The organism is Niveispirillum cyanobacteriorum, assembly GCF_002868735.1.
Lineage (GTDB): Bacteria > Pseudomonadota > Alphaproteobacteria > Azospirillales > Azospirillaceae > Niveispirillum > Niveispirillum cyanobacteriorum.
Map to the genome: position 1 here is coordinate 139,047 of NZ_CP025612.1, position 12,083 is coordinate 151,129.

The 12,083-nt window shown below is 61.1% G+C and carries 9 protein-coding genes; 8 read left to right on the forward strand and 1 reads right to left on the reverse strand.

The genetic code is table 11. From position 1 onward, the window contains the following. Positions 1 to 89: 89 nt before the first annotated feature. Both C0V82_RS16585 and C0V82_RS16590 read left to right on the forward strand, forming a co-directional pair. A complete protein-coding gene (locus tag C0V82_RS16585; protein ID WP_102113592.1) occupies positions 90 to 2,081 on the forward strand; it encodes a tetratricopeptide repeat protein in 1,992 nt (663 codons plus the stop codon). 183 nt (positions 2,082 to 2,264) lie between these two features. Then, positions 2,265 to 5,168, forward strand: a complete 2,904-nt coding sequence (locus tag C0V82_RS16590; protein ID WP_158659994.1) for an ATP-binding protein — start codon at positions 2,265 to 2,267, stop codon at positions 5,166 to 5,168. Positions 5,169 to 5,287: 119 nt separating this feature from the next. On the opposite strand, the gene C0V82_RS16595 is transcribed toward C0V82_RS16590, so the two are convergent. After that, positions 5,288 to 5,626, reverse strand: coding sequence for a ribbon-helix-helix domain-containing protein (locus C0V82_RS16595; RefSeq protein ID WP_054169090.1), 339 nt, complete (start codon positions 5,624 to 5,626; stop codon positions 5,288 to 5,290). Positions 5,627 to 5,849: 223 nt separating this feature from the next. On the opposite strand from C0V82_RS16595, the gene C0V82_RS26965 reads away from it, so the two are divergent. From C0V82_RS26965 to C0V82_RS16625, 6 genes are all read left to right on the forward strand, one after another. Continuing rightward, on the forward strand, positions 5,850 to 6,026 hold the full coding sequence (locus C0V82_RS26965; RefSeq protein ID WP_158659995.1) for a hypothetical protein: 177 nt from the start codon (positions 5,850 to 5,852) through the stop codon (positions 6,024 to 6,026). 100 nt (positions 6,027 to 6,126) lie between these two features. Then, positions 6,127 to 7,365 carry a YcaO-like family protein gene (locus C0V82_RS16600; RefSeq protein WP_102113594.1) on the forward strand — a complete coding sequence of 413 codons (1,239 nt, stop codon included), beginning with the start codon at positions 6,127 to 6,129 and terminating at the stop codon, positions 7,363 to 7,365. A gap of 18 nt (positions 7,366 to 7,383) precedes the next feature. Further along, the gene (locus C0V82_RS16605; protein ID WP_102113595.1) at positions 7,384 to 8,133 is read left to right on the forward strand and encodes a TfuA-like protein; all 750 of its coding nucleotides are present in this window, start codon (positions 7,384 to 7,386) and stop codon (positions 8,131 to 8,133) included. 79 nt (positions 8,134 to 8,212) lie between these two features. After that, positions 8,213 to 8,908: a Crp/Fnr family transcriptional regulator gene (locus C0V82_RS16610; protein WP_102113596.1), complete on the forward strand. Its 696-nt coding sequence runs from the start codon at positions 8,213 to 8,215 to the stop codon at positions 8,906 to 8,908. Positions 8,909 to 9,226: 318 nt separating this feature from the next. Then, positions 9,227 to 11,152 (forward strand): tetratricopeptide repeat protein, encoded by a 1,926-nt coding sequence (locus C0V82_RS16620; protein WP_102113597.1) that lies wholly within the window; start codon positions 9,227 to 9,229, stop codon positions 11,150 to 11,152. A gap of 194 nt (positions 11,153 to 11,346) precedes the next feature. Next, complete coding sequence (locus tag C0V82_RS16625) at positions 11,347 to 11,823, forward strand: hypothetical protein (protein WP_158659996.1); 477 nt, start codon at positions 11,347 to 11,349, stop codon at positions 11,821 to 11,823. Positions 11,824 to 12,083 lie beyond the last annotated feature (260 nt).

Here is a 12,083-nt window from a genome sequence, read left to right on the forward strand (position 1 = left end):
GTACGCCCGACAAGGATAATGGCCTACAGTGAGCCACCGCGCGAAAGCCGGCGGGCTGTGCATCGGTATAGTAGGGTGACGGGGGACAGATGACGGGCGTGCCGGTTACAGCCGAACAGGCAGTGCGTATGCATCAGGATGGTGACCTGGCGGGTGCGGCGCGTGCGTACCGTGCCTTGCTGACAAGAGATCCACGCAATGCGCAGCTGCTGAACCTGCTGGGTGTTGCCTTATTGCAGATGGGCGACCCAGTGGAAGCCGTGCGCCTGCTGAAGGAGGCGGCCAAGCGCCAGCCGCAAGCCGCAGACATCCAGGACAATCTGGGCAGTGCCTTGAGGGCTGCCGGTCATCCGGCACCCGCCGTGGAAGCACATCGCAAGGCGCTCCAGCAGCGCCCCGATCATTCTCCCTACCTGTTCAATCTCGGAAATGCCTATGCGGCTATGGGTGCCCACCGGCAGGCCATTGACGCCTACCGCCGATCCCTGGACGGGCGCCCAGGGCATGCGGGGGCCATGTTCAATCTGGCCAACAGCCAGCGGGCCATCGGCGAACTGGAAGCCGCAGTGGCTTCCTACCGGCAACTGCTGGCCGCTAACCCCTCACATGCGCAGGCCTGGAATAATCTCGGTGCCGTTCTGGCCCTGCGGGGGGAACTGGCGGGTGCTGAGCAGGCCTATCGTCAGGCTTTGGCGGCGCGGCCCGGTCATGCGGAAACCTTGTCGAATCTGGGTAATGTCCTAGTCGAACGTGGCAAGCTGGGCGAAGCGCTGGCTTTTCACCGGGCAGCGGTGGATGCGGCACCGGAAAGTTCGGAGGCCTTTATCTTCCTGGGCGTGGCGCTACAGGAACTAGATCAGATGGATGCGGCCATTGATGCCTATCGTCTGGGTCTGTGTCTGGAACAGGATAATGTTCAGGGGCTGACCAACCTGGGTGCTGCCCTGGAACTGACCGGTCAGTTGGCAGAGGCAGAGACCGTCCTGTCCCGGGCCCTGACCATTGCGCCCGGTTCGGGCGAGGTGTGGGGCAATTTGGGTCTCTGCCGTCTTGCGCAAGGGGACCGCGCGCGGGGTTGCGCGGCCATTGACAGGGCGCTGGAGCTGGACCCCGATCTGGCCCGTGTCCGGGTCGCCCGTGCGCTTCTCCGCCTAGACGACGGCGCGCTTTGCGAGGGTTGGTCGGACTATGCTTGGCGTTTTGCAGCGGGCGAGGCATTGCCCGATCGGCATTTCACCGTCCCTCTATGGAGCGGCGACAAGGCATCCAACAAACGGCTGCTGATCTGGCGGGAACAGGGGTTGGGCGATGAGTTGATGTTCGCAAGCTTCTATCCGGAAGCGATCAGCCGTGTCGGACAGGCAGTGATCGAGTGTGATCCCCGTCTTGTCGGGCTTTTCACCCGCAGTTTCCCATCGGCATCCATTCGGGCGCAGCGGTTGCCGCCCGACGGGTCGGATGCTCCCGAACGCCCGGACGCCGATCTGCATGTCCCCGCCGGTGATCTGGCCGGCTTGCTCGCCCCGTCCCTGTCTGGCTTTACGGGCGCACCTTATCTGGTGGTCGACCGGAAGCGATCGGAAATGTCCCGTCAGTGGTTGGCGGAGTTGCCCCCAGGGCTGCGAGTTGGCATCTGTTGGCGCTCCCGATTGATAACCACGCGTCGTCGCCACAACTATGCGGATGTGAGCGCCTGGGCACCGTTGCTCGCCATGCCGGATATTCAGGTAGTCAACCTGCAATATTCGGCGCGGGATGAGGAGATTGAAGCCCTTGGGAGGGAGGGGCGCGTGCTGCATACCATGCCCGGTCTTGATCTCACCAATGATCTTGAGGGGCTTGCCGCCCTTATCGCCAATCTGGATCTGGTGATTACGGCGCCGACCGCTGTAGGGGAACTGGCAGGAGCGGTAGGCACACCCGTCTGGCGAATTGTTGGTGGCCGCGACTGGTCAACCCTTGGTGCGGCTACCCGTCCATGGTTCTCGTCCATGCGCCTATTCTTACATTCATCAGGCGTTGATGGCGGGCTTGGAGAAATTATACGATTTCTTAAGAAAAATTTGCCCCTGCATGGCTGATATTTTATCTGTGAGCGGTTTCCAGCGGTGAAATGGGATGCTATCGTATGCGCCATTGCCGATCCGGTAAGACTTGGTGGGCTTGCGGCGTCGGTATCTGATTTAAATTCCGTTACCATCGGTTGGCGGGCAGGCAAAATGTCGGTGGCGGGTGTCGAGAGCGTTATAGACACACACGATGGCATGATGGCATCGTTTGGCTTTGCACGCCCGGCGTTGGCGCGGGCCGACCGTCGCATGGTTACGGCCTTCTTCTGCGACATTGTTGAATCGTCCAAGCTGGTGATCCCGCAGGATCCGGAAGATGCCTATGACCAGTTGTCGGGCATGATCGATATCATGCGCCGCCATGTGCTGGCCTTCGGGGGCACGGTCTGCCAGACCCTTGGCGATGGTATCTACGCTGTTTTCGGTGCCCCTGTTTCACAGGAGAATCACGCGATCCGGGCTTGTTATGCCGCCGATGCCATTCTTCGCGAGGTTGCGCGTGGCGGTCGGGCTGTTCGTATCGGTATCTGCTCGGGTGAAGTATTGTGGGACCATATGGCGGTTGGACGACAGTCGGCCAATCCAGCGACCGGTCCAGCAATCCACATTGCGGCAAAGATGCAGCAGTCGGCACCGCCCAATGGCGCCAGGCTTGCTGATTGCACGGCCCGGCTAATCTCCGACTGGGTTGAAACGCGCCCTGCGATGCTGCTGGCGCTGGGCGGTGATGAGCCGACGCAGAGCCATGAGTTTCTGGGCCTGCGTGCCCGGCGTCGTCAATATGATGATTGTCTGCCGCTTGTCGGTCGTGAATCGATCCGCAAGCAGCTTGGCGCGGCCATGGCCGCCCTGGATGGCGACCATCGGACACCATTTTCAGCGCATTTGGTGCAGGGTGCAGCCGGCCTGGGCAAAACGCGCCTGATGCGTGCCCTGTCCGACATGGCCCGTTCGCGTGGCTTGCGTGTCATTGAATGGCAGGTGCCTGCCGTGGAGCCTGTGGGAGCACCGAGCCCGCTGCATCAACTGGTTGTTGAGTTGCTGGATGGTCCATTGCCACGGACAGCGGGTGGTATTGCGGCCATGCTGCGTGCCGCAGGCGCCTCCCTGGAGGAGGCGGATGCCCTGGTTGGCGTGCTGCTGCCCAGCAACGAGGAAAGCCGGGGGGGAGCGTCGGCTATTTTAGCACTGGCGGTCGGCGCCGTTGTTGCCTTGGCTCGTTCTGCTGCTGGCCGTCATCCCCTTGCCCTGTTGGTAGAGGATGCCCATTGGGCCGACACAGCGGTGCAGGCGACCCTGTCCGCCCTGCTTCAGCAGGTGCCTGCCGAAACACGGATGGTCCTGGTTCTGTCCAGCCGGGAAGAAGGTCTGGCACCCTGCATCGGTAGCCAAGCTAATTTGCAGAAATATCCACTGTCCCCGCTTGCCGCGTCCGAGGTGAACAGCCTTCTGGATATGTGGATGGGGCCGTCGTCGGCGCTGGAAGCGATCAAGGCCGACCTTTCTCGCCGCGCCAGGGGCAATCCCTTTTTCATGGTGGAGTGCATACGCGTTCTGATGATGAACGGTGCGTTGCTTGGCGATGTCGGAGCGATGCTGCCGGGCCCATCGCCGAAAATCCCGTTGCCGGATACGGTTCACGCTCTGCTGGCCGCCCGTATTGATATGCTGGATGACGAGGCGCGCCGGTTGCTGCGGACCGCGTCTGTGGTTGGGCCGACCTTCGATGTTGCAGTTCTATCAGCGCTTGTGACGAATGGTGCGGTTGAGGATCGCCTGCAGGAACTGATCCGTCTGGGTTTCATTGATGAAACCCGTTTGTTGCCCCGGCAGGAATGCAGCTTCCATCACGCCTTGTTGCATGAGGCGGTTTATGGCGGCATCACGCGGCGTGACCGGCAGCAGCAACATGCTGCATTGGCCCGGCTGTTGGCGGACGCGGAATTCCAGCAGCTGCCTGGCCGACTGGCGGCGCAGGCACGCCATGCCGCGCATGGAGGCCTGTGGCATATGGCCGTGCAGGCAGGCCGTGCCGCCGCACAGGATGCGTTGAGCCGGTCGCTGGCCGTGGAGGCGGTGTCGCTTTTGTCCATCGCCGTGGATGCAAATGAAAAGCTGGAGGATACGCACGAGGTGATGCTGGACGGTATCGATCTGCGGTTGGCGTTGGCCCGGGCGGCCATGCCCGCCGGCGACGGTGGCCGCGCCCTGCTGGCGTTGGATCGCGCCGTTGTTCTGGCCCGTGCCGCCGGTGATGAGCCCCGTGCCCTAGCCGGGATGGTCCAGCAGATCAATCATGAGCGGGTCTATGGCCGGCTGGATCAGGCTGTCGCCCTGACGGAAACTGTGATCGCTTACAGCGGTGGCATCACCCGCGCCCACCCAGAATTGCTGATCATCGCTGCCGCTTGTCATCTGGATGACAGTGCCGCCGAACAGGCACTGACGTTGTTGGATATGGCTGAAAGGCCAGATGCCTGGGTCAATCATGAACGCAGGCTCTATCTGACCCTGGATACCGGTATGGTGATTGCCGGAAAGCGGGCCAGTTGCCTGTCACTGCTGGGCCGTGATGCCGAAGCAGAAGTCTTCATCCAGAAGGCGCTTCAGGAAGCCCAGGCCAGCACCCATCCGTTTGATCGCATCTATGCCCGTCTCGACGTGGCTGAAGTGCGGATGCGTCAGCGCCGGTTCGGTGATGTTCTGGCCTACAGCTCTGAAGCACTGAACATCTCGCGTGTGACGGGTTCAGCCCTGTTCGATGCCATCAATCTGGCCCGACGTGGTTTGGCGCTGGCCTATCTGGGGCGTGTTGCAGGTGGGCTTGCGGATATTGATCGCGGGCTGCGCCTGGCACAGAGCAAGGGAGCGGCCATGCACGCTGCATGGGCACGCCATGCCCGCATGCTTGCACTTGCCCTTGCGGGACGGATGGACGAGGCGATGCGGGAGCGGCAGGAACTGGCCCGTACCGTACAGGAGCGGGGCTATGGTCTGCTACGCCGATCCATGCCCGATGAAGCGACGTTGAGGGCCATGACCCATCACCTGCCATCCAACAGCCTTGGGATGGCAGGACGTTCAATGCTCCTGCATTGACGGGATCGGCCATTGGCCGTGGTCAGGTCGATTGCGGCAGCCAACGCAAAAGGAGCGGTTCCGCGAGTGCGGTCGCTCCTTTTATGAAAGTGTGATGGTGTCGGCGGTGCCCGAAGAAACTAGAATTTCAGGTCTGCCGGCAGGTCGGAAAGGTCACGCAGCAGCATGGTCGATACGCCCTTGGACACCGCGCGGTAGTAGGCCACAAGGAAAGCGCGGATCGTCGCGGTCAGTGAGGCATTCTGGTGCTGACGGCGGGACACGATCGTGATCACCTGATGGATGCTGAAACCTTCGCGTTCAGCAATTTCATGCAGGGCCTGCCACATCACAGCTTCCAGTCGAACGCTGGTCCGATGTCCGTCAACCCAGACATTGTGGCTGATCAGCTGCCCATCGATCTCCAGGTCGTGGGGCTCATAGACCGTAATATCGTTACGGGAATGCGGAGCGTTCATCGGCGACCTCGCCTTTCTGGATCAAGTGGATGCCCATCGCCTATCGGCGACCGGCCGCGCTTTGTAAGCACACAATAGCGTTCCTTCTGCATACGATGCTGTGAACCACTTCACACTGCAAAACGGCCCCTCCGCATTACGGTCATGGTCGAGACCTGGAACGCGCGTTGTGTTGACAGGTTGTCGCCTGACCCAACCATGACCCTTATAAAGGAGAATTTTTATGCTGACGCGTGGTGCTGATGGCCGCCTGTATCGCATTGGCCCGAACGGGGCCGTCGTTGTGACCGAAGAGCAGAACCTGTCCCGTGGGCGCACGCCGTCCCAGCGGACGATGGATAACGGCGCTTCGGCCGACCTGTATTTCGCCAGTGCCGATCTGTACACGGCAAAGATGTGACAATTGGTGGGTGCTGCCCCGGCATTCACCGGGGCAGCCCCAACCAATCCGCTAACCGTGGCGTTGGCTTTTGCTTCATTGAATCTGAAAGGGAACGGCAATGGATCAGGTTCGCTTGACCGACTGGGACAATCTGGAAGCCCCGCAGTGGCGCCGGTTAGTCTCGGCGGAAGAGACGCTGGCCCGTGTCAAACCGTTGTTCCCTTTATTCGGCATCACCCGCGTGGCCAATGTCACTGGCCTGGACACGATCGGCATTCCCGTCGTTATGGTCAACCGTCCCAATTCTCGCGGTTTGGCCGCTTCGCAGGGTAAAGGTGTTACCCTGGCTGCGGCCAAGGCGTCTGCTGTGATGGAAAGCATTGAAAGCTGGCATGCGGAACGGGCCTCGCACTTGTCACTGCGTATCGGTTCCTACGAGGATCTGCGCTACTCGTTGCCCGTGGTCGACCCCGATCTGCTTCCATGCAACATGGACAGTGTCTACACCCCGCACCATCAGTTGCTGTGGGCGGAAGGTACCAATCTCCGGGACGGCAACAGCCTGTGGATCCCGTATGAGATGGTTCACAGCAACTACACCCTGCCGCTGCCGACGGGTCATGGCTGTTTTCAGGCCACGTCTAACGGTCTGGCGTCGGGCAATCACTGGATTGAGGCGGTGATTCACGGCCTTTCAGAAGTGATCGAGCGGGACGCCCGCACCTTGTGGAATCTGCTGCCCGAAGAGGCGCAGGAAGATACCCGCATTGACCTGGAAACCATTGCCGATCCGGCTTGCCGTTCGCTGCTGGCACGCTTTGCCCATGCCGGTGTTGCTGTCGGGGTGTGGGACCTGACGTCCGATGTCGGGGTCCCCACCTTTCTGGCCCGCATTGTTCAGGCTGATGCCGGCCTGGGGACGACGGTGCGCCCGGCCGCCGGCTATGGCACGCATCTGGTCCCAGAAATCGCACTGTCCCGTGCCCTGACCGAGGCTGCGCAAAGCCGGCTGACCTTCATCTCTGGCGCGCGCGATGATATGCGCCGCGAGGAGTATGATCATTTTCTGGCGGAAGAGCAGCAGATGCTGTGGCTGAACCGGATCCGTTTGGGCGCCACGGTACGTGACTTTAATGAGATCAAGGGGTGGCGTGATCAATCCCTGCGCGGTGACCTGGGCGAGCTGCGGCAGCGTCTTGCCAATATCGGTATTGAAGATGTCGTCGTTGTCGACCTGACCCGTGCCGAGATCGGTATCCCCGTTGTCCGGGTTGTGGTGCCGGGCCTCGAAGGTGTGGATGCGACGTCGCAATATAGCTTGGGTGCGCGCGGGCGCCGCGCCGCCGGGCTTGCCTGACCCCTGGAGGGATAGACCATGAGCAACCCTGTGATCGTCTTCCTGGGCCCCACTCTGCCTGTATCCGCCGCGCGGAAGGTGTTGAACGCTGATTTCCGACCGCCTGTCGCACAGGGCGACGTGCTGCGCGCAGTCCAAGACAATCCGACGGCCATCATCATCATTGATGGCTATTTCGGGAATGTCCCGGCCGTCTGGCACAAGGAAATCCTTTTCGCGATGGCGCGCGGTATCCCGGTTTTGGGTGCGGCCAGCATGGGGGCCCTGCGGGCGGCCGAACTGCATACGTTCGGGATGGAAGGCCATGGTGCCGTTTTCCAGGCCTTCGCCGATGGCCGGCTGGAAGATGATGACGAGGTTGCAGTCACCCATGGACCGGCGGAGCTTGGCTATCCTTCACTGTCCGAGGCCATGGTCAATATCCGCCGCACCCTGTCCGACGCGCATGCCGCTGGCATCCTCTCGGTAGAGGGACGGCGGCGGCTGGAGGAGATTGCCAAGGATCTCTGCTACCGTGACCGTAATTATGGTCGCGTCCTGCGCGAAGCGGAGGAAGAAGGCGAGGTCGACCCGTTCGAACTGTCCGCTTTCCGTGACTGGCTGACCATTGGGCGTGCCGATCAGAAGCGCGAGGATGCCGTGTCCCTGCTGACCCACGTGCGCGATACGCTGGACAGCGGCACCCTCAGCGTCCGCCCGATCTACGCTTTCGAGCATACGGCCATGTGGGAGCGGGTAGCCCGTCCGGCATCGGCAATGCCCGTCTGACTTGCATTTTTCTGCCGCGGCATCAATCCTGGCAATGTAGGGAGATCGTGGCTACTGGTCGCCCGGAGATGACAGGGGGATGTCAGTGGCACCTGCCGTAGATACCGCGCTTCTGCGCCGTAACAGTCTTTTCGCGGTATTAGACGACACTGAAATGGAAGCAATGCTGGAGTTCGCCAAGCTTCGGCGAGCCGCAGCGGAGGAGCCTATCTTCGCCAAGGGTGACCCTGGCGACAGCCTCTATGTCATCCTGCGTGGGCGTGTCGCGGTACAGACCGAGTCGGATGAGGCGAAGGTCATGCTGCTGAACATTCTTGATACGGGCTCCCTGTTCGGGGAGATCGCCATGCTGGATGGTGGCGAGCGGACGGCAACGGTGGTGGCGCAGGAGGCTACGGAACTTCTGCGAATCGACCGCCGTGATTTCATGCCGTTCCTGTTGCAGCGTCCTGACCTCTGCGTTCGCCTGATGACGGTTCTGTGCGAGCGCGTGCGCTGGACCAGCGCGATCATCGAAGACACGGTTTTCCTCAACGTACCCCGGCGGCTGGCTAAGCGCATCCTTATGCTGTCTCAGGCCTATGGCCGCACCACCGATGCCGGTACACGCATCACTACCTTCGTCAGCCAGGAAGATCTGGCCAATATGCTGGGTGTGTCGCGGGAAAGCGTGAACAAGACGTTGAAGCAGTTCCAGGCAGCAGGGGCCATTTCCTACCGTAACGGCTACATAATTCTGCATGATGAAAGCTTCCTGGATCAGGTCTCGCGCTAGGCGTAGTGTATCGGCGGGAATTGGCTAGCTGGTGGCGTGGCGTGAACAAGGCATCTGACGCTCGGAATATGGTGATCCTGGTGCTGGGTGTGGCCCTATCGGCCTGTGCCAGCCATGAAAGCCAGGTGAACGACAATTACATGTATGTTCCGACCCGCCCGCCGGCCCCGGCTCCGGCCCCTGTTGCAGCTCCTGTCCCGCCTCCCGCAACAGCGCCCGCCCCAGCACCGGTACCAACGACACCTGCGCCCGTGGCGAAGCCCCCCACGCCCTCCAAGCCTGCCCCTACTGCCCCTGCGCCAAAGGCGGGCACCTGACATGGATGTCAATTCAGCGATCGATCAGGCCATCGCCCGCCATCAGGCGGGCGATTGGGCCGGGGCGGAGGCTGCTTATCGAGACATCCTGGTCGTGGCGCCTGCACTGGCGGACATACATTACCTGATGGGCATGTCATGCCTTTCCCAGGGCAAGGCAAGCGCAGCCGTGAAGGCATTGCGAACGGCCGTGCGGATGAAGAATGGTCGCGGGGATTGGTGGCACAATCTGGGTATCGCTCTGCGGCAGTCCGGTGACCCGGCGGCGGCCCGGCAGGCCTTTGCTACGGCCATCACCCAACTGGATGCAAACCCCGCCCAGCAGGCGGAGGCGCTGGCGGAGCAGGGAGCCCTGCTTGCCAGCACGGACCCGCAGGAGGCGGAGGCGCTGCTGCGCCGTGCCCTGGTGCTTGTACCCGGTTTGCCGTCCGCCGCTGGCAATCTTGCGGCGGTGCTTTTCAACCGTTGTACCGATGATGGGTTTCTGAACCGGCCCGAGGCCGTGTCACTTCTGACAGAAGCTCATCGCTTGGCGCCGGCCAGTACCGTCATCGCCAATCGCCTGGGCCTTGCGCTGCTCCGTGGGGAACGACATCAGGAGGCGCTAGCCCTGTTTGATTCCGTGCTGTCGCGGGAGCCAGATAATAGCACTGCCCTGCTGGCGCGGTCGGATGTACTTTCCATCCTGGGGTGTTTCGAGGAGGCTGCCGCCGCAGCGCGCCATGCTGCGGTGGTCGGGTCGTCTGGCCGGGCTGGACCCCTCGTGGCGCTGGGCGTTGCCCTGCATGGCCAGGGCTATCTGGACGACGCCCGTCAGGCGTTCGATGCCGCCATCGCGATTGATCGCGATAATCTGCCTGCCCATCTTAATCTGGGTACGCTTCTGCGTGATCTGGGTGATGATGAGGGGACGGAGCGCTGTTATCAGCGGTCGCTGCAACTCGCCCCGTCAATGCCCGTGGTGCATTGGCAACGCGCGCAGGCCCGCTTGATAGCTGGAGACTTCGTCGAAGGCTGGCAGGAATATGAATGGCGATGGGGAATGCCGGGCTTCAGCCTTTCCGCTGTGTTGCGTGCCCTCCCCATATGGGACGGCAGCGGCTTGTCTCTTGGCTCCATTCTTTTGGTCCATGCTGAGCAGGGGCATGGCGACAGTTTGCAATTTGTGCGTTATCTGCCGCTGTTGAGGGCGCGGGGGTTGAAGGTGCTGTTGCAGGTACAGCCAGCCCTGGTCAGGCTGTTCCGTGAAAGCCTGCCGTCGGATATCGATGTCGAACGGCTGGGATCTCCGGTGCCGGAGACGGTATCATGCCGGTGTCCTTTGCTTGGCCTTCCGTTGCGCCTTGGTACCCGCAATCTGGCAGACATTCCTGTGCAGGTGCCATATCTCTCGGCCCTGTCGGATCGTCGTGGTCTGTGGCGTCAACGGCTGCGCGACCTGCCAGGATTGAGGGTGGGGCTGGTCTGGGCCGGAGATTCGCGGGAGGGTGATCCACGGGCGGCGGCAACGGACAAAAGACGCAGCTTGTCTCTGTCGCAATTGTCACCCCTGAGCACGCTTCCCGGTCTCACATTTGTCAGCCTCCAGAAGGGACCCAAGGCTTCGCAAGCAGCGCAGGCGCCTTTCCCATTGTATGACTGGACAGATGAACTGACGGATTTCGCCGATACCGCGGCACTGGTCAGTGAACTGGATCTGGTGATCGGTGTGGATACGGCGGTTATCCATCTCTCGGCCGCATTGGCCAGGCCGACCTGGGTGCTGTCGCGCTTTGACGGCTGCTGGCGGTGGCTGCGCCATCGGGCAGACAACCCTTGGTATCCAGATTTGCGTCTTTTCAGGCAGACGCAGTGGGCCGACTGGCGCGGCGTAATCGCCGAATTGGTTAACGCGTTGGTGCTGTCACCACCCAAAAGACCTGACTAAGTCAAACCGTTAGATTTCAAGCTTATCTTTTTGTCATATCTCTGTTGGTCAAATGAAAATGGTATCGACCGTATAGTGGGGGTGGGCTTTGTGACTCCTCAATGATTCTGCATATTTAGCGGATTCAAAGATTCCGTTTGCGTGTTCCGTTGAACTGCGCTAGTGTTCACCGGTCTATGAGAAGGCTTACGGCCATGCAAATTGAGGGGATCAGGAGCGTCTCAACGCCTTATGTGTCTGCGGTGACGCAAACCAGCGCCGCGGCTGAGGAGCGTTTGGCCGAAGCTCCTCCGCTTCGTTCATCAAGCCTGCCGTATGTCAGCCCCGTCCTGCAATATGACAGCGATGCTGCGGTTGCTGTTCTGTTGTTCCGCGATGGCGGCAGCGGTGACGTCGAGACGCAGTACCCGTCGAAGCGCGTTGTTCGCGAGTATCAGCTGCGTGGCCGGGAAGCAGGTGTTTCGGAAGCATCTTCTAACACTGGTGAACGTTCCGGTGGAAATCAGCTTCTTGCCCTGGCGCGCAGCGGGATCAGCGCGATCAGCGGCTCCACCCCTGCGGGTTTTGCCAGTGCCAGCACGGTCGCAGCCTCGCCGACTGTGGCGGCATCACCGACCGTGGTGATTGCTGGAGGTGGCAACGTGGTGGGTACGGTCAATTTCATAGCCTGATTTTCGTTTTCGACCGCTTGATCTTAGAATGCCGGAGTGCCTGTTGGTTCTCCGGCATTTTATTTAATTCTCGGTCGAATTGTTTTGATTTGTGGTTTGAATTTACTTGGCGCATCGGTGGCATGGTGTCGTTATCCACTTACCCTGCGCGTACGATTGGCAGTGCCACAAAAATCCTGAACCGAACAGCTCCCGGCTGGTGTTGGCGGCTGGGCCGTGCTCACGTCTGAGATTTGTATCTTCTGTTCCGGTAGAAGCAT

Coding starts and splice junctions, on each gene's coding strand:
- C0V82_RS16620 (WP_102113597.1), top strand. CDS start 9,227: ATGGATGTCAATTCAGCGATCGATCAGGCCATCGCCCGCCATCAGGCG.
- C0V82_RS16610 (WP_102113596.1), top strand. CDS start 8,213: ATGTCAGTGGCACCTGCCGTAGATACCGCGCTTCTGCGCCGTAACAGT.
- C0V82_RS16605 (WP_102113595.1), top strand. CDS start 7,384: ATGAGCAACCCTGTGATCGTCTTCCTGGGCCCCACTCTGCCTGTATCC.
- C0V82_RS16590 (WP_158659994.1), top strand. CDS start 2,265: ATGATGGCATCGTTTGGCTTTGCACGCCCGGCGTTGGCGCGGGCCGAC.
- C0V82_RS16600 (WP_102113594.1), top strand. CDS start 6,127: ATGGATCAGGTTCGCTTGACCGACTGGGACAATCTGGAAGCCCCGCAG.
- C0V82_RS16585 (WP_102113592.1), top strand. CDS start 90: ATGACGGGCGTGCCGGTTACAGCCGAACAGGCAGTGCGTATGCATCAG.
- C0V82_RS26965 (WP_158659995.1), top strand. CDS start 5,850: ATGCTGACGCGTGGTGCTGATGGCCGCCTGTATCGCATTGGCCCGAAC.
- C0V82_RS16625 (WP_158659996.1), top strand. CDS start 11,347: ATGCAAATTGAGGGGATCAGGAGCGTCTCAACGCCTTATGTGTCTGCG.
- C0V82_RS16595 (WP_054169090.1), bottom strand. CDS start 5,626: ATGAACGCTCCGCATTCCCGTAACGATATTACGGTCTATGAGCCCCAC.